The sequence below is a fragment of the Caldanaerobacter subterraneus subsp. tengcongensis MB4 genome (assembly GCF_000007085.1).
Lineage (GTDB): Bacteria > Bacillota > Thermoanaerobacteria > Thermoanaerobacterales > Thermoanaerobacteraceae > Thermoanaerobacter > Thermoanaerobacter subterraneus.
This window is the reverse complement of the sequence record NC_003869.1, coordinates 135,541-161,233: the sequence shown is the minus strand read 5'-3', so window position 1 is coordinate 161,233 and position 25,693 is coordinate 135,541. Positions and strand designations below refer to the sequence as shown.

24 protein-coding genes and 2 pseudogenes are annotated in these 25,693 nt (G+C 39.1%); 2 read left to right on the top strand and 24 right to left on the bottom strand.

The features are described 5' to 3' along the window. Nucleotides 1-84: 84 nt before the first annotated feature. The 7 genes and pseudogenes from TTE_RS00805 to TTE_RS00775 all read right to left on the bottom strand — a co-directional run bounded on the left by TTE_RS00805 (nucleotide 85) and on the right by TTE_RS00775 (nucleotide 7,987). A complete protein-coding gene (locus tag TTE_RS00805) occupies nucleotides 85-1,521 on the bottom strand; it encodes an IS200/IS605 family accessory protein TnpB-related protein (protein WP_011024664.1) in 1,437 nt (478 codons plus the stop codon). Next, nucleotides 1,502-1,917: pseudogene (locus TTE_RS00800) on the bottom strand (recombinase family protein). The gene TTE_RS00805 and the pseudogene TTE_RS00800 overlap by 20 nt, the downstream one beginning before the upstream one ends. A 370-nt stretch (nucleotides 1,918-2,287) precedes the next feature. Then, nucleotides 2,288-3,412, bottom strand: a complete 1,125-nt coding sequence (gene ald, locus TTE_RS00795) for an alanine dehydrogenase (RefSeq protein ID WP_009610961.1) — start codon at nucleotides 3,410-3,412, stop codon at nucleotides 2,288-2,290. 116 nt (nucleotides 3,413-3,528) lie between these two features. Next, the gene (locus TTE_RS00790; RefSeq protein ID WP_011024662.1) at nucleotides 3,529-3,873 is read right to left on the bottom strand and encodes a PqqD family protein; all 345 of its coding nucleotides are present in this window, start codon (nucleotides 3,871-3,873) and stop codon (nucleotides 3,529-3,531) included. 48 nt (nucleotides 3,874-3,921) lie between these two features. Beyond that, entirely contained in the window at nucleotides 3,922-5,865 is a 1,944-nt protein-coding gene (locus TTE_RS00785) for an OPT family oligopeptide transporter (protein WP_011024661.1), read from the bottom strand. A gap of 124 nt (nucleotides 5,866-5,989) precedes the next feature. After that, complete coding sequence (gene murA / locus TTE_RS00780; protein ID WP_041587080.1) at nucleotides 5,990-7,240, bottom strand: UDP-N-acetylglucosamine 1-carboxyvinyltransferase; 1,251 nt, start codon at nucleotides 7,238-7,240, stop codon at nucleotides 5,990-5,992. Between the two features lie 6 nt (nucleotides 7,241-7,246). Then, the gene (locus tag TTE_RS00775) at nucleotides 7,247-7,987 is read right to left on the bottom strand and encodes a YwmB family TATA-box binding protein (RefSeq protein WP_011024659.1); all 741 of its coding nucleotides are present in this window, start codon (nucleotides 7,985-7,987) and stop codon (nucleotides 7,247-7,249) included. Between the two features lie 329 nt (nucleotides 7,988-8,316). Here TTE_RS00775 and TTE_RS00770 point away from each other — a divergent pair, with 329 nt between their 5' ends. After that, the gene (locus TTE_RS00770; RefSeq protein WP_011024658.1) at nucleotides 8,317-8,613 is read left to right on the top strand and encodes a hypothetical protein; all 297 of its coding nucleotides are present in this window, start codon (nucleotides 8,317-8,319) and stop codon (nucleotides 8,611-8,613) included. An 18-nt stretch (nucleotides 8,614-8,631) separates the two neighbouring features. On the opposite strand, the gene wecB is transcribed toward TTE_RS00770, so the two are convergent. The 3 genes from wecB to TTE_RS00755 all read right to left on the bottom strand — a co-directional run bounded on the left by wecB (nucleotide 8,632) and on the right by TTE_RS00755 (nucleotide 12,492). Next, a complete protein-coding gene (wecB, locus tag TTE_RS00765) occupies nucleotides 8,632-9,789 on the bottom strand; it encodes a non-hydrolyzing UDP-N-acetylglucosamine 2-epimerase (RefSeq protein WP_011024657.1) in 1,158 nt (385 codons plus the stop codon). A gap of 23 nt (nucleotides 9,790-9,812) precedes the next feature. Further along, a complete protein-coding gene (locus tag TTE_RS00760) occupies nucleotides 9,813-10,853 on the bottom strand; it encodes an MraY family glycosyltransferase (RefSeq protein WP_011024656.1) in 1,041 nt (346 codons plus the stop codon). A 355-nt stretch (nucleotides 10,854-11,208) separates the two neighbouring features. Further along, a complete protein-coding gene (locus TTE_RS00755; protein ID WP_009609587.1) occupies nucleotides 11,209-12,492 on the bottom strand; it encodes an IS110 family transposase in 1,284 nt (427 codons plus the stop codon). Between the two features lie 534 nt (nucleotides 12,493-13,026). Between TTE_RS00755 and TTE_RS00750 the strand changes: the two are divergent. Further along, a pseudogene (locus tag TTE_RS00750) lies at nucleotides 13,027-14,267 on the top strand (IS110 family transposase). Between the two features lie 192 nt (nucleotides 14,268-14,459). Here TTE_RS00750 and TTE_RS00745 read toward each other — a convergent pair. The 14 genes from TTE_RS00745 to TTE_RS00675 form a co-directional block, all read right to left on the bottom strand. Further along, nucleotides 14,460-14,903 (bottom strand): deoxycytidylate deaminase, encoded by a 444-nt coding sequence (locus TTE_RS00745; protein WP_031314238.1) that lies wholly within the window; start codon nucleotides 14,901-14,903, stop codon nucleotides 14,460-14,462. A 13-nt stretch (nucleotides 14,904-14,916) separates the two neighbouring features. Beyond that, nucleotides 14,917-15,549 (bottom strand): uracil phosphoribosyltransferase, encoded by a 633-nt coding sequence (gene upp / locus TTE_RS00740; protein WP_011024653.1) that lies wholly within the window; start codon nucleotides 15,547-15,549, stop codon nucleotides 14,917-14,919. A gap of 22 nt (nucleotides 15,550-15,571) precedes the next feature. Continuing rightward, on the bottom strand, nucleotides 15,572-16,480 hold the full coding sequence (rpiB, locus tag TTE_RS14580; RefSeq protein ID WP_011024652.1) for a ribose 5-phosphate isomerase B: 909 nt from the start codon (nucleotides 16,478-16,480) through the stop codon (nucleotides 15,572-15,574). After that, a complete protein-coding gene (locus tag TTE_RS00725; RefSeq protein ID WP_041587079.1) occupies nucleotides 16,477-17,541 on the bottom strand; it encodes an L-threonylcarbamoyladenylate synthase in 1,065 nt (354 codons plus the stop codon). Before TTE_RS00725 ends, rpiB begins: the two co-directional genes overlap by 4 nt. 27 nt (nucleotides 17,542-17,568) lie before the next feature. Beyond that, entirely contained in the window at nucleotides 17,569-18,288 is a 720-nt protein-coding gene (locus TTE_RS00720; RefSeq protein WP_011024650.1) for a ZIP family metal transporter, read from the bottom strand. 227 nt (nucleotides 18,289-18,515) lie between these two features. Beyond that, on the bottom strand, nucleotides 18,516-19,586 hold the full coding sequence (prfA, locus tag TTE_RS00715) for a peptide chain release factor 1 (RefSeq protein ID WP_011024649.1): 1,071 nt from the start codon (nucleotides 19,584-19,586) through the stop codon (nucleotides 18,516-18,518). Between the two features lie 48 nt (nucleotides 19,587-19,634). Continuing rightward, complete coding sequence (gene prmC / locus TTE_RS00710) at nucleotides 19,635-20,474, bottom strand: peptide chain release factor N(5)-glutamine methyltransferase (RefSeq protein ID WP_041587078.1); 840 nt, start codon at nucleotides 20,472-20,474, stop codon at nucleotides 19,635-19,637. After that, on the bottom strand, nucleotides 20,461-21,387 hold the full coding sequence (locus tag TTE_RS00705; RefSeq protein ID WP_041587077.1) for a DUF1385 domain-containing protein: 927 nt from the start codon (nucleotides 21,385-21,387) through the stop codon (nucleotides 20,461-20,463). Before TTE_RS00705 ends, prmC begins: the two co-directional genes overlap by 14 nt. Nucleotides 21,388-21,403: 16 nt before the next feature. Continuing rightward, nucleotides 21,404-21,982: a thymidine kinase gene (locus tag TTE_RS00700; protein WP_193328918.1), complete on the bottom strand. Its 579-nt coding sequence runs from the start codon at nucleotides 21,980-21,982 to the stop codon at nucleotides 21,404-21,406. Nucleotides 21,983-22,055: 73 nt separating this feature from the next. Continuing rightward, entirely contained in the window at nucleotides 22,056-22,265 is a 210-nt protein-coding gene (rpmE, locus tag TTE_RS00695; RefSeq protein WP_011024645.1) for a 50S ribosomal protein L31, read from the bottom strand. 65 nt (nucleotides 22,266-22,330) lie between these two features. Further along, nucleotides 22,331-23,797 (bottom strand): transcription termination factor Rho, encoded by a 1,467-nt coding sequence (gene rho, locus TTE_RS00690; RefSeq protein WP_011024644.1) that lies wholly within the window; start codon nucleotides 23,795-23,797, stop codon nucleotides 22,331-22,333. A 234-nt stretch (nucleotides 23,798-24,031) separates the two neighbouring features. Next, nucleotides 24,032-24,883, bottom strand: a complete 852-nt coding sequence (locus tag TTE_RS00685; RefSeq protein ID WP_011024643.1) for a class II fructose-1,6-bisphosphate aldolase — start codon at nucleotides 24,881-24,883, stop codon at nucleotides 24,032-24,034. 34 nt (nucleotides 24,884-24,917) lie between these two features. Further along, complete coding sequence (locus TTE_RS00680) at nucleotides 24,918-25,268, bottom strand: response regulator (protein WP_011024642.1); 351 nt, start codon at nucleotides 25,266-25,268, stop codon at nucleotides 24,918-24,920. A 201-nt stretch (nucleotides 25,269-25,469) separates the two neighbouring features. Beyond that, the gene (locus tag TTE_RS00675) at nucleotides 25,470-25,676 is read right to left on the bottom strand and encodes a DUF2500 domain-containing protein (RefSeq protein ID WP_041587076.1); all 207 of its coding nucleotides are present in this window, start codon (nucleotides 25,674-25,676) and stop codon (nucleotides 25,470-25,472) included. Nucleotides 25,677-25,693: the final 17 nt, after the last annotated feature.

Genomic DNA, 25,693 nt, shown 5'->3' with positions numbered 1-25,693 from the left:
GCCCTTTCAGAGAGTGCCTATTCCCAGCAGGCGGTATTTAAGCACTCCCATAGCCCCTGCCCCAAGAAGCAGGAACTCGCGCCCTTACGGGTCTCCCCACTTACCCTGAATTAATAATTCCTTCAGGACAGAGAAGTCTCTTGGTACCTTCTCAGGAGAGAGTGGAATCACCACCGCTGCCTTGAGAACTCGCCAGAAATCATGGGTACTAAAACTTGTTCCACCCAGAGGCTTTAGTACCCTTCCTGGCTCACTCTCAAGGCTTTGTAGAAATTCTATTGCTTTCTTTATCTCTTTTAAGTGTTTCTTCTTTAACTTTTTGTTTCTGACTGTTTTCTTTACATGCTCTTTTAATTCTTCTAATTCTTCTACAGTTAATGCGTTGAGAAACTTCATATAATTATCTGGTATCTTTTCTTCTTTACCTAATCCTCTTCTTGCTATTACATAAGCCGCTGCTGTATCTTTTGTTATCATATACTGCGGTGCATATTTCAACATGCCTATTATTGACGTGTAAGAAGGGTCTACTTCTATTACTTCTATCCCTTCTCTTTTTGCTAGTGTTTTTATTTTTGAAAGAAGTGATTTATAGCTAAAGCTATGTCTTATTCTCCTTGATTTTCTCCCTGAAAAGTCTCCTTTTTTACCTTTATCTTTTATGTCCAGTTTTTCAATTACTATTGCTTTTCCTTTTTCTTTTGCTATTTTTATTATCTCATGAGCGTACTGCCATCTGTAATATTCTCTTTTTTCTTTACTGCCGCTTGCAAGCTCTGGCATTGGTATACTGCCGTAACTTGTTAGATTACCTTCTTCGTCTACTTCTGCCCATGATATGTTGTCTGGATATGCATTTATGTCTATTCCTATGACTCCTTTTTCTTTTGTTATTTTTATTTCCGGATATTCTTCTTCAACAGCGAAATAGGCGTATATACTACCATTTTTGAGTTTTAATTCTACAGAGTAGGGTATGTCTGATTTGGTAATTTCTTGTAGAAGTTCTTCTCTTCTCTTATTCTTTTTGTAGCCTGCTTCTATTTTGGCATATACGTATTTTCTTTCTCCTACATTTATCCTTAAAAAAGTGCCATTTTCTTTTATTTCTATTCTTGTGTTGAGATTTCCTTTTTTGCTTTTATCTCCTCTTGAGTAGAGATTCCCTTTTCTTTTCTCCTGCCACCTAATTTTTAATCTCTCATATGCTTTTCCATTTATATGGTGTTTTTGGAGTTTTTTAAATAAGTCTCTTCCTCCAAAAATGACTTTCTTTGGGTTATTACCTAGTTCTCTAGCAGATTCTAGTGTGCTTCTTGCTTTCATTATTGCATCATCTACATATCTTGAGTTTAAGTCAAACATCCCCTGAAGGTCTCTTTTTAATGTTTTTCTGTCATAACCTTCTAGAAGCCTTTTGTATGCAAATCTCATGCAGGAGGACCATCTTCTCATTAAGTCCAATGCTCTTTGTTTGTCTTCTTGGTTTAGAAAAATGAGTTTAGCTTGTATGACTATCATGTTTTTCCCCACCTCTCTTACCATAAATCCTTGCTACAAAAGATGTCACTATTGCTATCAAGTCCTCTGCCAGTTCTTTATTTTATTTACTCCGCTTGCTATTTCATGTATGACTTCATACTGCCATCCTTGAGAATTAGCATATTCTTCAAGCCTTCTAATTTGATTCTTAAGATATTCTTCTTGTTTCTTTGTGGACACTCTTACATACAAAACTACTTTAGGTTTTGGCCTTTCTTCTATCATACCTAGTAACTTCTCTATGTCTTCTTTTCTATATCTTCTTATACCTTTGGGAGTTCTAAGAGGAGTAATTAATCCTTATTTTTCCCAGTTTATAAGTGTCATTCGACTAATCGAGTATATTTCTCTTACTTTTTGCATACTTAATAATATCTACCATCACCTAGTCAAAATTATACCTTTTTGCATGACTATTTCCAACTGTTGAAACTTCCCACATTTGTTATGGAAGGTCAGACTGTTGACAAAGTCCCTCTCATTTAAGTGGCATTTTGTGTTAATACTCCAGAGTTACAAAGCGACAAAACTAAGGCTCGCTTTTCGGGCTTAGGCTAAGTCCCGGCCAATTCGCCTTTCAGGCTCAACGTGGCCGCTCGCTTTGCTCGCCCCGCCTTCGCTCTCAAGCTCGCCAAGTTTAGTTATCGCTTTGACAACAAGTCGCATTTACACACAAAATGCCACTTTTTAAACTCTGTCAACAGACTAAATAAACCTCCCACATTTATTGTGGGAGGTCAGACATTTACGCTTTATTCAAAGCTTCAACGGGATCCACATACTCTAATCCTTGCGCTTCTGCCACAGGTTTGTATGTCACCATGCCTTTGTAGACATTGAGCCCTTTTAGAAGTGCTCTATTTTCAAGCAACGCCCTCTTGTAGCCCTTGTTAGCAATTTCTAATGCGTAAGGAAGTGTGACATTCGTGAGAGCAAAGGTTGAAGTCCTTGGTACAGCTCCTGGTATATTAGGAACTGAGTAGTGAACAACTCCGTGCTTGATGAAATATGGATCTGTGTGGGAAGTAGTTCTGTCACATGTTTCTACGCATCCACCCTGGTCTATTGCTACATCCACAATTACAGCGCCCTTCTTCATTGTCTTGACCATTTCTTCAGTTACAAGCTTAGGCGCTCGAGCCCCTGGTATAAGAACAGCACCTATCAATAAGTCTGCCTTCTTTACGCTTTCTGCAATATTAAAGCTATTTGACATTAGAGTTGTCACTCTTCCTCCAAATATGTCGTCAAGGTAGGCAAGCCTTGCAGGATTTACATCCAGTATAGTAACTCTTGCTCCCATGCCAACTGCTACCTTTGCCGCATTGGTGCCCACTGTTCCGCCGCCTATTATGACTACTTCTGCTGGCTCTACTCCAGGAACCCCGCCCATCACAATACCTCTGCCTTGATTTATGCTAGTCAAAAGGTAAGCTCCTATGGTGACAGCCATTCTACCAGCAACTTCGCTCATGGGTGTTAACAAAGGCAAAGAACCGTTGTCAAGCTGTACCGTCTCATAGGCGATTCCTACTACTTTCTGTCTTAATAAAGCTTCTGTCTGCTGTTTATCGGGTGCTAAATGTAGATAAGTAAATAAAACTTGTCCCTCTTTTAAGTAGTCGTATTCGCTTGGCTGTGGCTCTTTTACCTTCATTATCATGTCAGCTATGTCGTACACTTCTTTGGCAGTTGGAAGTATTTTTGCCCCTGCCTTTTCATATTCCTCATTTGTGATACCGCTACCTAATCCTGCGTCCTTTTCAATGTACACTTCATGTCCATTCTTGACAAAAGCCTCTACTCCTGCAGGCGTTATGGCTACACGGGACTCTGCAGTTTTTATTTCTTTGGGAACACCAATTCTCATAAATACTCTCCCCTTTATCAATTTTTTATCAAAAGCTTTTCAGTATATAAATTCTACACATGCTGCCAAAAATCCTTCTACAAAAAATAGAAATAGTAAAAATTTTTAATAAGGTCTTATTTAGTATCCCCCTTTTTTGAAAAATATATCCAACCTCTTCTGTTTAAATATCTCATGAATAAAGATAGCCTTTCATATAAAGGTTCAACTCTTTCTCCAAACCGTTCCTTCAACTGCTGCCCTATTTCATAGACATTTTTCTCCCCGTCTATAAGCTCCCACACTGCTGTTCCAATGTCATCCAGTTCTAACGTGGTCACTCTAGGCTTCTTCACAAAAAGCCTGACCATTTTTTCTATTAATTTGTCGTGATAAAACAAAAACATTACCTTATCTCCTCTTTTTTCCCAATTGACTTTTTCGCTTTTTTTAGGAACATAAAGCAAAAAATTGTCTTTCATTTTCTACCCCCTTAAACTGAGCACTCCCTTCAGAGGGAGTGCTCAGCTTTATTTTTTATCGTTTTTGACAGTGTAGTAGTAGAGGAAAAGTCCTACTAAGAGGAACATCAAGAGAGAAAACCATGGCGCAAAGGAAGAGGTGTTTGTAGCCCAGTTGGATGCAAAGTCTATACTTATCTTTGCCCCTGCAAATATAGCTATTACAAGTCCCATAAGCGCATCTCCTGCCACAAGTCCCGACGCTACAAGTATACCCTTTTCGACTTTCTCTTTTCTCAACTGCTCGTCCTTTCTGTACTGCTGGTCTACAATCCACCTTATAATCCCACCAACAGCAATAGCAGCACTTAACTCGAAAGGCAGGTAAAGCCCTATAGCAAATGGAAGAACCGGAACGTGCATCATTTCAGCCATTATGCCCATGAATATTCCAGCAATTATGAAAGTCCATGGGAGGTCTCCTGTCATAATGCCCTTTACTACCATTGACATTATAGTAGCTTGAGGAGCTGGGATATCTTTTGTGCCAAAACCGTAAGCATTATTTAGAAGTATCAAAACTAGCCCTGCAAAAATAGAAGCTACTGCTATTCCTACATATGTGAATATCTCGATATATTTAGGCGTTCCACCTATGATGAAAGTAGTCTTTAAAGACTGAGCATTAGCTCCTGCTATAGCAGCTGCTACGCACACAATACCGCCAATTGTGATGGCAATTATCATACCCTCATTTCCTACTACGCCAGCAAGTTTTAAAACAGAAGTCACTATTAGCAAAGTAGCAATAGTCATACCAGAAATTGGGTTGTTAGATACGCCTACAAGTCCTGTAATCCTGGCAGACACTACAGCAAAGAAAAACGCAAACAATACTGCCATTAAACTACCCAGTGCAGTCACTCCAAGGGAGGGCATAAGCCAGGCTACAAAGAATACAAATGCTGCTCCAAATATAACCCACGTGAGGGAAACATCCACATCTGTCCTTTTTAATTCTTTGCCTTTCATTCCAAGCCCTACTATTGATTCTCTGAAAGCCTTTATGATGGTAGGAAGGGCTTTTATAAGGCTTATAAATCCTCCTGCCAACACGCCACCAGCGCCTATGTATCTTATGTATTTACTCCATATAGCCCCAGCGGACATGTCTCTTATAAGGTCAGTAGCAGGATAAACAGGTGTAGTAAGCCCTGCACCAAAGAACTTTATAAGGGGAATTAGTCCTAGCCATGCCAAAACGCTACCTGCCAACATGTACATAGCTACATCCAATCCCACAATAAATCCAACACCCATTAATGATGCCAAAACATTTACCCCTACTTCTGTGCTCTCAAACCTCTTAATAACCCATGAAGGGTTTTCAGACCACATGCCAAAGCCGCCAGATAAAAGCTTATAAATTCCTCCAACAATCATTCCCGAGAGCACTGTCATGAATCCTGTTCCGCCCTGGTTGCTTGTAACTAACACTTCCGCGGCTGCCATTCCTTCTGGATAAATGAGCTTCCCGTGCTCTTCCACAGTCAAATACCTTCTTAAAGGTATCACAAAGAGCGCTCCCAAAAGTCCACCTATGAGGATTACAAATACAATTCGAGTTAATGTGAACTCATCCTTTAGCCCCCACAGCACGATTGCCGGAAGAGTAAATATAATACCTCCTGCCAAGCTCTCTCCTGTAGCAGCTATAGCCATGACCAAGTTTGACTCTAAGATACTGTCTCTTTTAAAAACTCCCTTTAGCAAAGCAGTTGCCAAAACTGCCGCAGGAATAGCTGCACTTATAGTCATTCCCGCCTTTAACCCAAGGTAAGCATTAGCTGCCGCAAAAAGAATGGCAAATAAGCTTCCTACTATAACTGCTACTGCTGTGAGCTCTGGAAGTACTTTATCAGCTGGAATAAATGGGATGTACTCACTTCCGTGAACTCCGCCGTAGGCTTCGTGAGAAAGCTTCCTCTTGTCAGATTCTTTAACCTTTGCCATACTTTCCCTCCTTCTGTACTTGATTAAACGTTTTTTTGAGAAGAAAGTCTCTTAATTTGCCACAATAATTATTATTCTTCAAAAGCTAAAAAAATCCTTCTAATACTTCTAAAAAATTTTTAATCTATTTTCTGTATATTTTTGCACCCAGAGCTCTTAACTTCTCTTCCATCTTCACATATCCTCTGTCTACATGGTAGATATCGTTAATCTCTGTTCTCCCCTCTGCTATAAGCCCTGCCAGCACCAAAGCTGCTCCTGCCCTCAAATCAGTAGCTTTCACTTCGGCTCCTGTCAAATGGTCTACACCTGTAATCATTGCACTTCTGCCCTCAATTTTTATATTTGCGCCCATTCTCTTTAATTCGCTCACATGCATAAATCTGTTTTCAAAAACTGTCTCTATTATGACGCTGGTACCCTTTGCCACGGTCATCATGGCCATCATCTGCGCTTGCATGTCCGTTGGAAATCCCGGATATGGAAGGGTCTTTATGTCAACAGCCTTGTAATTTTTTACCCCTTTTACCCTGAGGCCTCCCTTTTCTTCCGTTATCTTAACTCCGCATTCTGTCAATTTTGCAATTACAGACCTCACATGGTCCACTATCACATTTTCAATGAGCACATTCCCGCCTGTCATGGCCGCTGCCACCATAAAAGTTCCTGCTTCAATTCTATCAGGTATGACAGTGTGTTCTGCTCCTTTCAATTCCTTTACTCCTTCAATTCGTATAGTGTCAGTACCTGCTCCTTTGATATTGGCCCCCATCTTGTTCAAAAAATTCGCCAAATCCACAATCTCAGGCTCCTCAGCAGCATTTTCAATTACAGTAACACCGTCGGCAAAAACTGCAGCCATCATTATATTCTCAGTTGCTCCTACACTGGGAAAATCAAGGTATATCTTTTTGCCTGTCAATTTTTTAGCTCTTGCCTCAACATATCCGTGTCCGATAGTTATATCAGCTCCCAGACTTTGAAACCCCTTTAAATGTAGGTCTATAGGTCGAGCCCCTATTGCACAACCTCCAGGCATGGAAATTTTGGCATGTCCCAGCTTTGCCAGTATGGGTCCCATCACCAAAAAGGATGCCCTCATCTTTTTAACAAGTTCATAAGGCGCTTCTACGTCCTTTATATCTACCTTTATCTTCAATTTCCCATTGTCCAACTCACACAGGGCTCCAAAATTCTTTATGAGTTCTATCATTACATTGACGTCTTCCAGAGAGGGTATATCTTCTAATATCACTTCATCAGATGAAAGCAGTGAAGCAGCAATTATAGGCAAAACCGAATTCTTCGCACCGCTTATCTTAACCGTTCCTTTAAGGGGCGGGCTTTTTTCAACAACAAATTTCGTCTTCATCACCCTCTTTTAATATTCTGTAGCTATCAAAGGACTAGCAATCCATATATAAGTTCTATCGTCATAAGAATTGTACCTTAAAGCTACCTGTAAATTTATTTTTTCATCTCCCACTTCAATGTATTCCCCAAAACTTCTTGTATACCCCGAGATGCTGACTACTTGAACATCTTCCAGCCCTTCGACTTTCTTTGCTCTTAATTCTTTAAAGACTTCTTTGACTATACTACTCGCTTCTTCTAATTTCAACTTTCCTTCAAAACTTCCAACAATTGAAGTAGCTACGACAGGCTTTACTTTCACCTTTCTAAAAGCATTCTCCACTGTTTTTCTTTCTTCCAATATATTCTGATTGCCTTTTATCAAATAATTGTCAATAAGAAGATATGTCTCCTTTTTATCCCCATTTTTTATAGACTGAACAACCAGTGTCACACTTCTCTTATCATCCAGATACTCCAATGAAACCTGCCTTAAATTTCCCTCGTCCATCCTAGACAATTTAGCACCTTTTAGTGCCTTCATTTCCTCTGCTACATCTTTCGCATATTTTTCTAAATCCTCCAAAGCACAGAAACATTCTCCTATTTTACCCCAACCGTTTATATTTGAGTACTCATACCTGGCATGAGTTTTTTTAAAGACATCATAAAGCCTATCTGCGTCACTCTTGTTATGGAAAAAAATCTCTCCTTTAAACCCTACAAAGAAGCTCGCAAACAAAATTAACCCTGCAAGGGTTTTCTTCATACACCTTACCTCCTATTTAAAATGGGCGGTAAAAACTTCGCGAATCCACAAGGGGGAGAATGGACTCGCTCATTTTCACCGCCCTTCTATTTTTAATTATTGACAGCCTTAAAAAGTTTTATTCATTTTTCTATAAAAATTTTATCATTGCCATTTGAGGAAAAATGGACAGGTATTAGAAATATTTAGATAAAAAGAGAAAAAGTCAGATAAAGTCAGAAAAAGTCCTGTTTTTGGTCAAAAAAGGTCAAAAATCATATTTGTTTTAAATTTTATATTGAATATAATTAAAAGTGGAAGGGAAAACCTCTGAAAAGGAGGTGTAGCATATGTTCTGGTTAATGGTACTTATCGTAGGACTCATATCTAGTCTTGTATTCCATCCATTGTTTAATACAAAAGCTGGAGAAGGGTATTGGGACAAATTGAACAAAATATGGGGAACATACTGGGCAGCACTAATCGCTCACCTAGTCGGCGCATGGTTAGGAGGAGCATATCTCGGCAAATGGGGATGGATGCTCTATGATTACAACGTAATAAGCGGCTTCATCGGAGCAATAGTTATTGGATATATCTGGTACTTAATCGCAAAAAGCCAAACGAAGCAAGAAGCAAGCAAATAACAATTTAAGGAGGGGGCTTTATCCCCCTCCTTCGTATTCTTCCGGCTTTTCTTTTGATAGCCCAAAAAAGTATTTTATCGCTCCAACTATTCTCACCGATGCTTTCCCATCGCCATAGGGATTTACCGCATTGGCCATTTTTTTATACTCATTTTCGTCCTCTATGAGAAGCTTTGCCTCTTTAAAAATCCTTTCATAATCCGTCCCAACCAACTTCACAGTTCCTGCCTCTTTTGCCTCAGGCCTTTCTGTCACATCCCTCAAAACCAGAACTGGTTTGCCCAGTGATGGCACTTCCTCCTGAAGCCCTCCTGAATCTGTCATAACCATATAGCATCTGGCTAAAAGGTTATGCATCTCATCCGTCTCAAGAGGGTCTAAAAGAAGCACATTGTCAAACCCTCCTAAAATTTTATGGGCCGTATTTTTCACCACTGGATTCATATGAACAGGGTATATAAAGTACACTTCTTCTTTGTAGCTTTTTGCTATATCTTTAATAGCGTTGCATATGTTCTCTAGAGGTGCTCCCCAGTTCTCCCTCCTATGGGCTGTGACTACTATGACCTTTTTGTTTTTATAATCAATCCTATTTAATCTTTCCTCCCTGAAAGTGTAATCTTTCTTTACTGTATAGGACATAGCGTCAATTACTGTATTTCCTGTAACAAAAATGCTTTCTTCCTCTACTCCTTCATTTAAAAGATTTAATTTAGCCCTTTTTGTAGGAGCAAAATGCAGGTCTGCCAGCACCCCTGTCAATTTTCTGTTTATCTCCTCAGGATAAGGGAACCATTTGTTAAAAGACCTCAAACCTGCTTCCACGTGCCCCACTTTTATTTTGTGATAAAAAGCCACCAGTGCCGCCGCAAATGTAGTAGTAGTATCCCCGTGAACCAAAACAAGGTTCGGTTTTTCTTTAAGAAACACTCTATCAAGGCCGTCTATAGCAGCAGTAGTAATGTCAGATAAAGTCTGCCTCTCTCTCATTATGTTAAGGTCGTATTGAGGCACAATATTAAAAAGCCTCAGCACCTGGTCAAGCATTTCACGGTGCTGGGCTGTAACAGCTACTTGTGTGTCAAACTCTTTTTCTTTCTCCAGAGCCTTAATAAGTGGAGCCATTTTAATTGCTTCAGGTCTTGTCCCAAATACAGCCATAATTTTTATACCCATCAGTCTTGCACTCCTTAATAAAATCAGCGGGTTTGCGTCCCTTTTTTATTGCTTCTTAGCAATTCTATTTTATTTGCTCCCCAGAGTATAAAGAGGAGGGATACAGCAAGAATAACAAGGCTTTTCAGTTCGCTTACAAAAGATATCAGTATAGCGCTCACACCCAGTACCAAGCTTACACCGTAAAGTATAAAAACTACTTGCTTCTGGTTTAACCCTTTGTCCAAAAGCCGGTGGTGCAGATGCCCTCTATCCGCCTCCATGATAGGTCTTTTGTTTAAAATCCTTCTTATAATCGCAAAAAGAGTATCAAATATCGGCACGCCAAGCACTAGAACTGGCACCACGATGGCAATTGCAGTAGCTGACTTTATTGCTCCTTGTATGGAAATGGCTGAAAGCAAAAATCCTAAAAACATCGCCCCAGTATCTCCCATAAAAATTTTCGCTGGATTAAAATTATAGGGCAAAAATCCTAAGCTTGCTCCTGCAATTGCAATTGATATGACAGCAGTTGCGTATCTGCCATTTAAGAGTGAAATTATGAAAAGAGAAGTAGAGGAAATAAAGGCAATTCCAGCTGCTAAACCGTCCAACCCATCAATCAAATTTATAGTGTTTGTCACGCCTACAACCCAAAGAAGAGTAAGAGAAATTGCCACCCAGCTCTTTAAATATATCACTCCGCTGCCAAATGGATTAGAAATCCAATCTATTCTGATTCCGCTCAGTATGAGTATCAAGGCAGCTGCAATCTGCCCTACAAGCTTCACCTTTGCACTTAAAGTGTATTTATCATCTAACACCCCTAGAAGCACGATAACTAAAGAGCCCAATATTATTCCTATAGTCTCATGGGACTTTGGCAAAAGAAGCAACAAGCTTGCCATAGTGCCGGCAAAAATGGCCAGTCCCCCTAATCGCGGTATCGGCTTTGTATGTATGCGCCTTTTATCGTCAGGAACGTCAATTGCTCCTATTGCAAAAGCTAATTTTTTCACCAAGGGCGTAGTTACAAATGACATCGCAAAAGCCAGTATAAAAGATAAAAAGTATATCTTCATTTTTGACACTCCTATCTCAATATTTTGTAATTAGCTCAATCAAGCTTGAAAAATCTCATTTTTTCACTAAATTTGAGCTCTTTTTACCTTTTTCAAATAAAGCCTTTTTAAAACAACACAACACCTCCCTTAGGCAACTTATTTCACGGTTGCCTTTTATTAGCATATTTTTATGTTTTTTTACTTAGCCCTCGGCTACCCTATCATGTCTCTCAGGGTCATGCCCTTAATTACATTCCTTCCTCCTGCCTTTGAGGGCTTTTGGGGAGCTTCTTACTCGTATTCAGGGTCTTGCCCTTATGGGGGGTACTACAGCTTCCCCAACCTTATTTGCTCTAAATTGATTTGTTGCCCCCTAGGCTACTAATTCCTTTATTTGCTTCATACGATATTCTCCAAGTACTTTTTGTGAATCGTATTTTTCTTTCTTCTTAGCAAGCGTAAACATAACTCTTATGAGTTTTATTGAAATCGCAATTAATGCTTGTTTCTTCTCTAAAGGATTTTCTCGCCTTCTTAAAAAGTAGTTGTAAAGTGCTTTAAATTCTTTGTTTTTGGCTACTAATGTCAGGCTTGCTTTGTATAGAAGATTTCTTAACTCAGGACGCCCTCTCTTTGATATCTTGGTCTTCCCCCTGTGTTTCCCTGATTGGTTATCCGTTATGTTTAATCCCCCAAGTTTCTGGATTTGTTTATAGTGTGTGTATTTCCCTATGTCCCCTACTTCTGCTAAAAATCCTGCTACTGTTATTACTCCTATGCCTGGAATGCTTAACAGATATTCTGCTATGTCTATTTTTTTGAGCAGTTCTTCCATGGCTTTTTCTATGGTTTCTAATTGTGTTTTTAAAAATTCTAATTCATCAAGGTAAATGTTTAAACGTATTTGTGCCCCTTTTATCCCTTCTTTTACACCTATTGACTTTTTTGCTGCTTCAATGAGCTTTTCTGCCCTTTTCATGCCTACCCTGTTATTAGTGGCTTTCTTTAGCTGTTCTGCTATTTCTTCTTTGCTCAGTTTAAGTATTATGCTGGGAAATGGACAGTTCCTCAATATCCATAAGGCTGCTTTCCCCCACAAATTCTTGAATACTTCTTCAAATTCAGGAAAGTATTCGTCTAATATTGCAATAATTTTATTCTTTACACTGTTTAGTTTCTTTATTAACTGCTTTCTTGCAACTGAAAGGTTTCTTAAATCTGCATATGTGTTTTGAGGTAAAAGACAGTTTAGAAATTTCCCTTCTTTTATTAGTCTTGCAATTATTAACGCGTCCTTTCTATCGTTTTTTGATGGACTGTTGTCCTCCTCTTCTTTCCTTTGTTTTACGTGATATGGGTTTACTATCACTACTGTATATCCTTTTTCTTTTAAAAACCATGCAAGTGGCTTCCAATAATGACCGCTTGGTTCGAAACCTATTAATATTTTTGTTGCTTTCGATTTTTCTTTGGCTTCAAGTATTTTGGATACTAGACGTTCATATCCATCTATGCTATTATTAAATTTGAAGGGTTTTATTACTTCAAGTCCTATGTGATTTATTATTCTTGCATAATGGGTCTTTTTAGCTACATCGACCCCGACAAAAATTATATCAGAACTGTGGACTAAAAGTAGTTTTTGTACTTTGTTCATGTGTATCACCCTCCTGGTTATTGTTTTTCCTTTTCACTTTCTTTTTTACCAGGAGGGTTTTATTTTTGCAAAGGCTATTTTAATTTATTACAGGAATGCTCGTATAATATGATTGTAATCCACATTAAAAATTTAATAATAAACACACAAATTAAATCCTTAAAAACCATTTTTACCCTGGTAAAACAATCTCATAATTAAATTTCTCATTTTTATTTAAATGGTCCTTTGTCTCTGATAAACTTAAAAGTAGAAGGTCCCTTTTAAGTTTACTGAGGTATTTTTGACTCACTCCTGTGGCATGCTGGTAAAGCAGCATTACCACTCGGCAAAGACTGAACCTCTGGAGTTATTTGAGTAATACATACTCGTTTGTTGTGCCTCTTTAGCTTATCTGTCCATCGCTTGAGCATCGATGGTCAGGCACCCTATAAGCTAAATCTGGCTACTTCCCACGGCGAGGGTGTATTACAAAAACTTAAGAGACAAAGGACCTTCAAAAAACTTTTTGCAAAAAGGAGCGTGAATTTATCCATGAGCTCTACACTTATTGTGGGCATTGATATCTCTAGCGAATTAAATGCTGCTTCCTTTATTGATGAGGCCGGTAACCGCTTAGTTAAAAAAGCTTTATTCTTCCCCAATGATTTAGATGGCGCTCAGCAGCTTATAGATTTCACTATCTCTCTTGCTCAACAGTTCAATATTTCATCCATTAAATTTGGCATGGAAGCTACTTCACACTATGCCTGGCATTTGCATACTTTCCTGGCTTCTTCTCCTGAACTTGCTCCTTTTAATCCTCTATTCTACGTCATCAATCCTTCTATCATTAAATCTTTCAAGGGTGCTTATATCCATCTCCCTAAAACAGATTCTGTTGACGCAACTGTTATCGCTGAATGTGTTAGATTTGGTCAAGTCAAACCAACTCCGCTGCCAGATTTAAGATACGCTGCACTGCAAAGACTCACTCGCATGCGTTATCATATTGTCCGCAGTCTGGTCCGCGAAAAAAATCGCGCCCTAAACCTTATTTCCTTCAAGTTCTCAACCTATCCTTCAGAGTGCCCTTTTAGCAACATATTTGGTAAAGCTTCCTTAGCTATCATTGAAAATTTTACTCCTGATGATATTGCTTCCATGCCTCTTGATAACCTTATCGACTTTATTGTGAAAAACGGCAATAACAGACTCTCAGACCCTACTCAAATCGCCAAAACTTTAAAAGCTGCTGCTAACAGAGCTTACAGGCTTCACCCTGATCTTGCTGAAGCAAACGACTTAGCTCTTTCTATGACACTTGAAAATATTCGCTTCCTTGAATCCCAACTTAAAAAGCTTGACGGCAAGTTTAAAGACAGCTTAAAGCTTTTAATCAAACTCTAACTACTATCCCCGGCATTGGGGACGTCCTTGCTGCTGGTATCATCGCCGAAATTGGAGATATCAAAAGGTTTAATAATGAAGCTGCTCTTGCCAAGTATGCCGGCCTCATCTGGAATAAATACCAGTCTGGTAATTTCAATGCCCAGGATACTTCTTTGGTTAAGTGTGGTGATCAGTACCTGCGATACTATCTTGTTGAAGCCGCTAACTGTGTTAGGGTGCACACAGTGAGGTTTAAAGAGTACTACAACAAGAAGTATCGCGAGGTACCTAAACACCAACATAAACGTGCCCTCGTCTTAACTGCTAGAAGATTAATCCCTCTGATCTTTGCAATGCTCAGCAAAGGTCAAATATATCAAGAAAGAGGTGCTGTTAGTATTTAAATACTCTTTTGTTAAAAATTAATAACGAACTCTATTTTGGAACTTCCAATTCCATTTATTGGCATGTTGGAAGAAGGGTATTTTTTTGTCTTTTTGCCCTTTAAATGCCTCAAAAATTTTTTAATTACCCCCTTGACATTTTACCGTTTGTCTTTGGAGGGTACCCCTCTTTTGCTATTACCAATAATTATTTTACCTTTTAAACTTTACTAATTCAATACCTGCTTCCTTTAAAAGTTGAAAAGCCAATTCATCTGGATATTCTTCTTCGTACACAATTCTCTTTACCCCAGCGTTTATAAGCATTTTAGCGCATATGACGCAGGGGCTTGCGCTCACATAAAGAGTAGCCCCTTTTGTACTCACTCCATGCAAAGCCGCCTGTATTATGGCATTCTGTTCTGCATGAACCCCTCTGCAAAGCTCAGGCCTTTCTCCTGGAGGTATGCCCAGTTGGTCTCTTAGGCAACCTGTCTCCTCACAATGGGGTAATCCGGTCGGAGGCCCGTTGTAGCCGGTAGAAATTATGTGTTTGTCCACCACTAAAATAGCTCCTACCTGTCTTCTTATGCAAGTAGACCTGGTCTTCACCACGTCCACAATCTGCATAAAATATTCATCCCACGAGGGCCTCATTTTTATCCTCTCCTCACTTAGTTCCAAACAATCTATCTCCAGCATCCCCCAACCCTGGAACAATGTAGCCGTGCTCATTAAGCCCCTGGTCTATGCTAGCCACATAAATAGGCACCTCTGGATGGTCTTTGTGAACAGCCTTTATCCCTTCAGGGGCAGCTATTAAATTCACAAGCTTTATGCTTTGAGCTCCTCTTTCTTTTAAGAAATGGATTGCAGCCGATGCAGAACCTCCTGTAGCCAGCATTGGATCTACTACTATGAGGTCTCTTTCTGCAATGTCAGAAGGAAGCTTGCAGTAATATTCAACAGGTTTTAAAGTTTCAGGATCTCTGTATATACCTATATGCCCTACTTTTGCAGTGGGAATTAGTTTAAGCATCCCATCTGCCATCACCAGCCCGGCCCTTAAAATAGGAATGATGCCCAACTTTTTGCCTGCAATGACTTTTGTTTTCGCAACAGCAATGGGAGTTTTTACTTCTATCTCTTCCAGAGGCAGGTCTCTTGTCACCTCATAGGCCATTAGCATGGCTATTTCTCCAACCAGCTCTCTAAATTCCTTGGAACCCGTGTTTTCATCTCTTATGAGACTTATTTTATGTTGTATAAGAGGATGATCTATAACAAAGACATTCTCATACATAAAATAAAAACCCTCCTGTTTATCATTTCATGTACTTTTTTTCGATTTCTGTTATTTTGTCAATCCTCTTCTGATGCCTTCCTCCTTGGAAAGTGGCATTTAGCCACTCCTCTACCATCATGATAGCAAGTCCAGGTCCTGTAACTCTTCCCCCCATGCACAGGATATTGGCATTGTTATGTTCTTTGGCAGCCCTTGCTGAAAACACGTCCTCTACGTGGGCAGCTCTAATTCCTGGCACTTTATTTGCCGTAATTGACATGCCTATGCCAGTCCCGCACACTAAAATTCCTTCTGTGCACTCTCCAGACGCCACAGCTTCAGCTACTTTAAGAGCATAGTCGGGATAGTCCACTGACTCTTCATTAAAAGTGCCAAAGTCCTTGTAGGGTATCCCTTTCTCTTCTAAATATTTTTTTATCACTTCTTTAAGTTCATATCCTGCGTGGTCAGAACCCAAAGCGATCATTCGATCTACCTTCCTTTCCTCAGAGAGTTTTTCGATGAGCTTATCTATCAAACCGGAAAGCTCCTCTGCCGTCTTTTTGTAAACCTCCAAAGGCATCCCGTAAGGGTCTTCTACATCCCCTTCAAGTCCAACAAATTCTTTTATGGTGAAAATTTTGTCGGCATATTCAGGGTATTGAGATACCAAGCTTCTTTTGTGGGAAAAAGCCATGGCAAGGACTAAATCAGCACCTTTTAAATCTTCTTCCCTCAAACTTTTTGCCCTGTGGTCTGAAATATCTATCCCGTACTCTTTCTTTAACACTTCTACTGCCTCGCTTGAGGCTGGAAATCCTTCAGGAGCAAATACTCCCGCAGATTTTGCTTCCCAATCCTTGCCCAAAGCTTTTGACTTAGCATTAAAAATCCCTTCAGCCATAGGGCTTCTACAGGTATTCCCTGTACACACAAATAAAACTCTCATGTCAACTCCCCTTCAGCCTTTATTTCCTTATACCCCGCAGCTTTTTCCAACCTGTTCATTATGGCAAGTCCAATGTCATCATAATTGAAGCTTTCAGCAAATACCACTTCTACTCCTCTTCTGTCGAACTCTCGTAAAGTCTCAAACAAATTTTTCGCAATGGTCTCTGGTTTGTCTCTATCACCGACGACAATTATCTCTCCCTCTTTATATTGTGTCGAAGTTTGCACTGTCGCCATTATACCAACTTTTTTGCCATTTTTCAATTGATTTTTTGCCAATTGCTGAATCTTTTTTACAACTTTATCAAGAGGTCCTTTTACAATGTAAACTTCAGCCTTGGGAGAATAATGCTTGTACTTCATTCCGGGAGATTTAGGCTTTATATTCTCATCCGGCCTTGTCAAAAGAGAAGGGTCTAATTTTACTTCCCCCAATACCTCTTTTAACATCTCTAAAGTAACTGCCCCAGGCCTTAAAATAACCGGTACTTCCTCAGTAAGGTCCACCACAGTCGATTCCAACCCCACGTCACACTTTCCTCCATCTATTATGACGTCCACTTTGCCGTAAAGGTCCTCAATGACGTGAGAAGCATCTGTAGGACTAGGCTTTCCAGACACATTGGCGCTGGGAGCAGATATGGGGACTCCTGCCCTCTTTATGAGAAGATGAGCTATTGGATTTGAAGGCATTCTTATGGCAACAGTATTCATGCCAGCAGTGTTTACATACGGTACTTTATCAGATTTTTTTAAAACGACAGTAAGAGGACCTGGCCAGAATCTATGAGCAAGCTTTTTGGCCTTTTCAGGAAACTCTGCCGCCAGTTCATAAACCTGATCCATCAAAGCTATGTGTAAAATCAAAGGATTGTCCTGGGGCCTTCCCTTTGCAATAAAAATCCTTTTTACAGCTTCTTCGTCAAAAGAATTTGCACCTATCCCGTAGACTGTCTCTGTGGGAAAAGCCACAAGCCCTCCTTTTTTTATAACCTCTGCAGCGTAATCTATAAGCTCAATTTCGGGATTATCTTTGTCAATTTTTATTACCTTTGTCATCAAAGGCACTCCTCGCAAAATAAGGATTTACAAATATCTTGTTATTATTATACCACCTATGACCCCCAATATCATCCCCAAAATAGAAATTTTCCCCCTGTAAATATCCCTAGCCTCAGGTATTATCTCACCGCAGGTCACATAAAGCATCGCTCCTCCTGCCAGAGCAAGATTAAGTCCAATAAAAGTATTGGATATGCCACCGCTCAAAATACCTATAAAAGTGCCAAGGGCAGTCGGCAACCCCGTCAGAAAGGTATACAACAAAACTTTGCAGGGGGAAACCCCTCCTGCAGAAAGGGGCACCGCCACCGCTACCCCTTCTGGGAAATCGTGTAGCGCAATCACCAAAGCAATATCAATGCCCAAAGAAGAAGATACCATAAATCCAGACCCTACGGCAAGCCCTTCCGGAAAATTGTGCAAAGCTATTGCAATCCCTAGAAGCAAGCCTTCTCTAATAAATCCTTTATTAAATTTTGTCTTTTCTATATGGGAATCAAAAAGAGAAATAAGAAAAGCACCGATAATGACTCCAATGACACCTACAGGCATCCCCGATATCTCAAAAGAATGGGGCAACAGGTCAAACATCACTACAGAAAGCATGAGTCCCGCTGTAATCCCCATTATTCCACTAAAAAATTTGGGGTTTGGATTTTTAAAAAAATAAGCAAAAACCCCTCCCAGCCCTGTCCCCGCTACTCCTGCAAAAGCCCCTATCATCAATATCTCAAAATTTGACATAAAAACATCCCCTTGAATTTATGAAACAATCTCAATTTTACTTTATTAAACTTCTCATAAAGTTATGCAAAATAAAAAACTCGCTCGACGGTAGGAGGACCATCGAGCGATTAAAGTGTCCTCTATAGAGGACAGCTGGGGGGCTAATTTTTTGATTTATTGTGATGAAGCATCTTTAATAAATTATACTTTATAAAAGCAATTTAGTCAAGTGGTAACAGAGAAAATCAGTTAAGAGTCATATTCTTAAGTTTTTCCGCCTGGTCATTTAAAATCAACGCATCTATGATTTCGTCCAGCTCCCCATCCAAAACCTCTTGGAGCTTGTAAAGAGTAAGTCCTATCCTGTGGTCTGTAACTCTTCCCTGAGGAAAATTGTAAGTCCTTATCCTCTCACTTCTCTCCCCTGTGCCAACCTGAGACTTTCTAGCTTCGGCTATTTCCCTCTGCTGTTCCTTTAGAGCCATCTCATAAAGCTTTGCCCTTAAAATCTTTAAAGCTCTCTCCCTATTTTGAATCTGAGACCTTTCATCTTGACAGGTTACCACAATCCCTGTAGGAATGTGGGTAACTCTTACTGCTGAATCCGTAGTATTCACGCTCTGCCCGCCATGCCCACTTGACCTGAAAACATCTATTTTTATATCATTTGGATTTATCTCAACATCCACCTCTTCGGCTTCTGGCAGAACTGCTACTGTGGCAGTAGAAGTATGAATTCTTCCTCCTGCCTCAGTAGTAGGAATCCTCTGAACCCTGTGAACGCCGCTTTCATATTTAAGCCTGCTATAGGCTCCTTTTCCAGAAATGCTAAAAATTACTTCCTTAAAACCTCCAATATCTGTCTTGTTGGCGCTCATTATCTCAACTTTCCAGCCTTTTTTCTCCGCATACATCGTGTACATCCTGAAAAGGTCATAGGCAAAAAGGGCAGCTTCCTCTCCTCCTGCTCCGGCTCTTATCTCCATTATGACGTTTTTCTCATCATTAGGGTCTTTTGGGAGCAGCAAAATCTTTATCTCTTCCATCAGTTTTTCTTTTTTTTCTTCCAGTTGAGAGAGCTCTTCTTCCGCCATCTCTTTAAGTTCCTCATCCTGAGAGGACAAAAGCTCTTCTGTCGCTTTTATTTCTTCCAAAACCTTTTTATACTCCCTATACTTTAAAACGATGTCTTCAATAGCTGCGTGTTCTTTTACGTATTTTCTCCATTCTTCTACATTGGAAATGACATTAGGGTCGCTTATCTTTTGACTTAATTCTACATACCTATCCTCTATTGCCTGCAACTTTTCAATCATTATCTCACCTCAGAAAAACATTATATCACATGATAAAAAAAGTGAAAACTACGAGTTATATCTACCGATTATAACTCTATCTATATGAGCTAAATCTTTTATCACTTCAATTTCATCAAAACCATTCTCCAAAAAGATTTTTTCCACCTCTTCTCTTTGGCCGTAGCCTATTTCAAACAAACCCCTTCCTCCCTTTTTCAAATAAAATTTACAATCTGGTATGATTCTTTTGTAGAAAAAAAGCCCATCTTCTCCTCCGTCAAGTGCTAAAATAGGCTCTTTTTTAACTTCTTCTTGTAAATTCTCAAGTTCTGCTTTTTTTATATAAGGGGGGTTGGAGACAATTAAATCAAATTTTACATCTTGAGGTATATTGGAAAAAATATCGCTCTTTATAAATATAATTTTTTCAGCCACGCCAAGTTTTTCTGCATTATACTTGGCAACCTCTAAAGCTTCTTCACTCACATCTACAGCGTACACCTTACAATCAGGAAAAAGTTTGGCTATGCTTATAGCTATGGCGCCACTTCCTGTACCTATATCAAGTATCAAATCTCCACTTTTCATCCTCTTTAACGCTTCTTCCACAAGAATTTCTGTTTCAGGTCTTGGAATTAGCACCCTCTCATCCACATAAAACTCAAATCCCATGAAATGCTGTTTTTTTACAATATACTGATAGGGTATGCGGGATTTTCTTTTTTCTATATACTTTAAAAACCTCTCCAATTCCTCTTCTTTCAAAACCTCATCTCTTTTAATTGCAAGTTTAACTCTGTCAATCCTAAGAGAATGAGAAAGCAAAAGCTCAGATTCAAGTCGAGGATTTGGACAGACGCTTTCAAGCTCTTTAGCCCCCAGAGCTATTGCCTCATATACTTTCAAACTCCCGCCCCCCTTCATCCTGAAGCACGCTTTTTAAAGAGGCAATTGCTACCTCCAGTTGCTTATCATCTGGCTCTTTAGTGGTGATCTTCTGCAAAAGCAATCCCGGATACACAAACAAAGCTAGTATTTTGTTGTTACTCCTGCCAGCTAATTTTATCACTTCATACGAAATGCCTGCAACTACTGGCAATAAAAAAATTCTACTCAATATCCTCACATAAAGAGAAGGCCATTTTAAAAAAGAAAAGACTATTATTGATATAATCATAACTATAAAGAGAAAATTTGTGCCGCATCTGGGATGCAAAGTAGTGTATTTCCTGGCATTTTCAACTGTCAATTCCTCTTCATGTTCCAAACAGTGTATAGCTTTATGTTCTGCTCCGTGGTATTCAAATATCCTCTTTATGTCCTTCATTTGAGCAATGAGAAGAAGATAAAGTATAAAAATTAAGACCCTTAAGGTGCCTTCGACAAAATTTATTACTATAGTATTTTTTGTAAAAAGTCTTGCGTAATCTGTGACATATGTCGGTCCTATGAAAAATATCACAATGGATAAAATCAAAGAAATTATTACAGAAAAATACATTAATATGTCTTCTAGTTTTTCGCCAAAAATTCTTTGTAAAAAAACATCAAATCTTGTTGGTTCTATACTCTCTTCCTCTTCAAAAACCTCTGCCGAATAAGTAAGGCTTTTTATCCCTATGACAAGCGAATCAATTAAGGCAAAAGTACCCCTTATAAAGGGAAGAGAAAAAAATTTGTTTTTTCTGGTGAGAGGGACAGCATACTCTTTTTTTATTATTATTTCTTCCCCTTTTCTCAAAGCTATAGCATAGCTTTTATGTCCCCTCATCATAACTCCTTCAATTACTGCCTGCCCGCCTATATCAGTTTTCTTCATCACTGCACCCCCATCTTTATGTACGCGGAACTTCGTGGCACTTTCTGCACCTTGCTTCGTAAGTCTCATGGGCTCCTACTAAAATAATTGGATCATCATATTTAGCAGGTTTACCATTTATAAGTCTTTGTGTTCTCGTTGCAGGATTGCCACATTTAACACAAATAGCAGTTAATTTATCTACAGACTCAGCAATCGCCATTATATCTGGAGTAACTCCAAAAGGCTCTCCCCTAAAATCCATATCCAGTCCCGCACATATAACCCTTTTCCCCATATCAGCTATTTCTCTTACCACATCAACAAGAGAATGGTCAAAAAATTGAATCTCATCTATTGCCACCACCTGTGTATCTTCTTCTAAAAGGTCCAATATCTCTGATGCCTTTGTGACAGAGATGGCATTTATACTGCTTCCGTTATGAGATACCACTTTGTCAATAGAATACCTGTCATCAATGGCAGGCTTAAAGACCTGTACTTTTTGCTTTGCTATCTGGGCTCTCCTAATTCTTCTTATCAGCTCTTCGCTTTTTCCACTGAACATAGGACCTACTATAACCTCTATAAAACCGTGGTCCAGTGAACCGTATATCATAAAAACCACCTTTCTTTTAATGTCAAATTAAAAACAAAAGGTTAGAGTCTTTTACACTCTAACCCCCAAATTATTTTTCCTCTAAATTAAATCTCTTTCTGAATCTCTCGACTCTTCCACCTGTATCTACAATCTTCTGTTGACCTGTGAAGAAAGGATGGCATTTTGAACATATCTCTACTCTAATTTCTTTCTTTGTAGAACCGGTTATAAAGGTATTTCCACAAGCACATTTCACAACAGCATCGTGATAATAGGTGGGATGTATACCTGGTTTCATCGCTATCTCACCTCACTCAAGCCCAAACTCATACGGTGAAATTATAACACAAGTTGTGGACAATATCAAGATTTATAAAATTGGGACCTTATCATATTTACAAACTCAGCATTTGACTTCGTCCTTATCAATTTCTCAATTATCATTTCTGTAACTTCTTGAGGAGGAAGATTTGACATGGCTTTTCTCAAAATCCACATGGCTTCCAGCTCCTCCTGCGTGAGCAGCAGCTCTTCTTTCCTCGTACCGGATTTATATATGTCAATGGCAGGGAATATCCTTCTTTCCTGAAGCTTTCTATCTAAGTGCAGCTCCATATTGCCCGTCCCTTTAAACTCTTCAAATATCACTTCATCCATACGGCTTCCCGTCTCAACTAAGGCAGTCGCCAAAATCGTGAGGCTTCCGCCTTCTTCAATGTTCCTTGCTGCCCCAAAAAATCTCTTCGGCGGATGCAAAGCAGCAGGGTCAATTCCACCTGATAGAGTCCTTCCTGAAGGTGGTGTCACCAAATTGTATGCCCTTGCTAATCTTGTAATGCTGTCCAATAAAATAACCACATCTCTTTTGTATTCTACCAATCTTTTGGCATGCTCTAAGACCATCTCTGCAACTTTGATGTGGTGCTCTGGCAGTTCGTCAAAAGTAGAATACACTACTTCCCCTTTTATAGACCTCTTCATATCAGTTACTTCTTCAGGCCTCTCATCGATCAAAAGGACTATTAAAACTACTTCGGGATGGTTTTGAGAAATGCTATTGGCGATCTGCTTTAACAAAGTCGTCTTACCGGCTTTAGGAGGAGCGACAATCATTCCCCTCTGACCTTTGCCTATAGGCGCTATTAGGTCCACCAGCCTCATAGAAAACTCACGAGGGGATGTCTCAAGCCTTAACTTTTGATTAGGGAAAATAGGGGTAAGTTCATCAAAAGGAATTCTCTTTTTGGCCTTTTCTGGGTCTTCATCATTTATAGCCTCAACGTACAAAATAGCAGAATACTTTTCTCCTTCTCTCGGAATTCGAGTGATTCCTCTGACCTTGTCTCCCACTTTAAGTCCAAATCTTCTTATCTGAGACTGAGAAATATATATGTCCTTTGGCCCCTGTGTAAAATTTTCTACTCTTAAAAATCCAAACCCATCAGGCAGAATATCCAAAATCCCTTCTGCTACTACGTCTCCCTGCGTCTGTATAAGCTCTTTCAAAGGGTCAGAAAGGTCCTTCACCATAGGTAAGTTCTCTTTTAAGAAAGCCTGCTGAGATTGGAGGCCGTTATTGCTAAGAGCCACAGATTGAACCTTTTCCTCTTCGCCCTCTTCTTTATTTTCTTCTTTATTCTCTTTATTCTCCTCTGGAATTTTTTCTTCTTGCTTAAGCTTTTCTTCCTCTTTTTCTTTTACTTTTTCAATAATTTTTTCTCTCAACTGCTGCTTTCTGTATTTCGTAATACTCTTGATGCCCAGCTCTTTCGCAATTTCCCTCAATTCCATTAAACCTAAATTTTCCAGATTATTAATATCAAACTCCAAAAGCGCACCTCCCAAAATATAGATTTTTAAAAAATTTCCATTCTAAACTGGGGATAAATGAGAACGGACAAACCGCACGAAGAAAAACAAAAGCTGAGAAATGAATACGTATAATCTTCTTCTATTTTATTGTTATTTTATCAACATGTCAAGTGCCTTTTTTAACAAGTTCATTGATATTTTTGCCATTTTGCAAAAATTTATACATAAAATTTAAAGCGGGTAAAACCCGCTTTATGCCTTTAAAGATGAGCCAAATAAAATCATTTTCTGCTTTATGACCTCTTTCATCGCCTCTTTGCAGGGGCCTAAAATCTTTCTCGGGTCATAGACTTCTTTATCTTCTTCAAGGAGCCTTCTTAACCTCGCTGTAAAAGCCTGTCTTACATCCGTATCTATGTTTATCTTGTTAATCCCAAGACTTACAGCTTTTTTTATCGCTTCCTCAGGTACCCCTGAAGCTCCATGCAAAACTAAAGGCATGTTTAAAAGCTCTTTTATTCTCTTTAACCTCTCAAAATCAAGTTTAGGCTCTCCTTTGTATGGCCCATGGGCCGTGCCAATTGCTATTGCCAAATAATCAACTCCTGTCTCCTTGGCAAAGCGCAGAGCTTCTTCAGGGTCAGTCATTGAAGCTTCCCTTTCATCAACTGTAATGTGGTCTTCCGTTCCGCCAATTTTACCTATTTCTGCCTCGACTGAAACTCCCATGCTGTGGGCAATCTCAACAATTTTCCTGGTCCTTTGTATGTTTTCCTCTAAAGGAAATTTAGAAGCATCAATCATAACAGAAGTCCAGCCATTCCTTAAGCACTTCATTATGGTGTTAAAATCTGTACCGTGATCCAAGTGAAGAGCAATGGGAACTGTAGCTTTTTCAGCCAGTGTCCTTACAATAGCTGAAATCGCCTCAATGCCAGCGTACTTAAGGCCCCCTTCACTCACCTGAATTATCACAGGAGACCTGGTCTCTTCTGCAGCCTCTACAATAGCCTGCGTAATTTCCAGGTTGCTGGTGTTAAAAGCTCCGACCGCATACCCTTCTTTGTGAGCCTTCTCAAGTATTTCAATCCCTGTAACTAACATCTTCAACAACTCCTTCAGTCTATAAAATTTGTATTTATACCGCCATTTCCTGTTTTAGATTTTCATAAACTAATTTTTTTAGCTCAAGTATGTCAAAAGGCTTAGCAATGAAAGGAAGATTTTTCAAAGGCTCCGTAGGTTCGTCAGCAGACATGACTATTCCCTTCATATTAGGATGAATTCTTTTTACTTTATTTATAATTTTTACCATATCCTTTGCCATGCTGAGGTCAAAAATGCCCACATCAGGGACAAAATCTTCAATCTCCTCCATAAAGTGAGATATGTCAGTATAACTTCTCACTTCATGCCCATCTATTCGAAAAATCTCCTCTATTAAGTTGCAAATTCCTTTATTATCGTCTACCACTAAAATCTTGCTCATTCCTGTCACCTTTTAAGCACTTACCTTTTACAAAACACACACATACAGTAAATAATATTCTACACAAAAATTAATATTCCTCTCTCAATTTAAAAATTTTTTGCTTTGACTTTATAATATCATAAAAATCAACAAATTTCTATAAAAAATTGCAAAAACCCCATCCTCTCATCATAAAATCTCCATTTACTGCAATTTTAGTCATATAGATGTCCTTTCAAAACTCAAAAATTTCTTCCCTTGAAAAGTAAGTTTCCCTACATCTCCTTCTACCAAATAGCCATAAGTGTCTGCTCCTACCATAAATTCCTGTCTATCGCCGGTTTCAAATTCAAAAGTAATAAAATAACAAATTATACCTTCATTCTCCCATGCTTTTATAATTGTATATAATTCCTTCTCCCCCATATTCCGTAAAACCAATT

Bases quoted from the DNA above. Each gene is read 5' to 3' on its own strand.
- TTE_RS00760 (WP_011024656.1), bottom strand. From the start codon at position 10,853: ATGAAGATATACTTTTTATCTTTTATACTGGCTTTTGCGATGTCATTT.
- TTE_RS00755 (WP_009609587.1), bottom strand. From the start codon at position 12,492: ATGAACAAAGTACAAAAACTACTTTTAGTCCACAGTTCTGATATAATT.
- TTE_RS00725 (WP_041587079.1), bottom strand. From the start codon at position 17,541: ATGACAAAGGTAATAAAAATTGACAAAGATAATCCCGAAATTGAGCTT.
- TTE_RS00785 (WP_011024661.1), bottom strand. From the start codon at position 5,865: ATGGCAAAGGTTAAAGAATCTGACAAGAGGAAGCTTTCTCACGAAGCC.
- prfA (WP_011024649.1), bottom strand. From the start codon at position 19,586: ATGATTGAAAAGTTGCAGGCAATAGAGGATAGGTATGTAGAATTAAGT.
- ald (WP_009610961.1), bottom strand. From the start codon at position 3,412: ATGAGAATTGGTGTTCCCAAAGAAATAAAAACTGCAGAGTCCCGTGTA.
- TTE_RS00805 (WP_011024664.1), bottom strand. From the start codon at position 1,521: ATGATAGTCATACAAGCTAAACTCATTTTTCTAAACCAAGAAGACAAA.
- TTE_RS00685 (WP_011024643.1), bottom strand. From the start codon at position 24,883: ATGTTAGTTACAGGGATTGAAATACTTGAGAAGGCTCACAAAGAAGGG.
- TTE_RS00720 (WP_011024650.1), bottom strand. From the start codon at position 18,288: ATGTCAAATTTTGAGATATTGATGATAGGGGCTTTTGCAGGAGTAGCG.
- upp (WP_011024653.1), bottom strand. From the start codon at position 15,549: ATGTATGAGAATGTCTTTGTTATAGATCATCCTCTTATACAACATAAA.
- TTE_RS00770 (WP_011024658.1), top strand. From the start codon at position 8,317: ATGTTCTGGTTAATGGTACTTATCGTAGGACTCATATCTAGTCTTGTA.
- TTE_RS00775 (WP_011024659.1), bottom strand. From the start codon at position 7,987: ATGAAGAAAACCCTTGCAGGGTTAATTTTGTTTGCGAGCTTCTTTGTA.
- TTE_RS00680 (WP_011024642.1), bottom strand. From the start codon at position 25,268: ATGAGCAAGATTTTAGTGGTAGACGATAATAAAGGAATTTGCAACTTA.
- rpmE (WP_011024645.1), bottom strand. From the start codon at position 22,265: ATGAAACCAGGTATACATCCCACCTATTATCACGATGCTGTTGTGAAA.
- TTE_RS00675 (WP_041587076.1), bottom strand. From the start codon at position 25,676: ATGGGGGAGAAGGAATTATATACAATTATAAAAGCATGGGAGAATGAA.
- TTE_RS00790 (WP_011024662.1), bottom strand. From the start codon at position 3,873: ATGAAAGACAATTTTTTGCTTTATGTTCCTAAAAAAAGCGAAAAAGTC.
- wecB (WP_011024657.1), bottom strand. From the start codon at position 9,789: ATGGGTATAAAAATTATGGCTGTATTTGGGACAAGACCTGAAGCAATT.
- TTE_RS00745 (WP_031314238.1), bottom strand. From the start codon at position 14,903: ATGAGGCCCTCGTGGGATGAATATTTTATGCAGATTGTGGACGTGGTG.
- TTE_RS00705 (WP_041587077.1), bottom strand. From the start codon at position 21,387: ATGAAGAAAACTGATATAGGCGGGCAGGCAGTAATTGAAGGAGTTATG.
- rpiB (WP_011024652.1), bottom strand. From the start codon at position 16,480: ATGAGAGTTTTATTTGTGTGTACAGGGAATACCTGTAGAAGCCCTATG.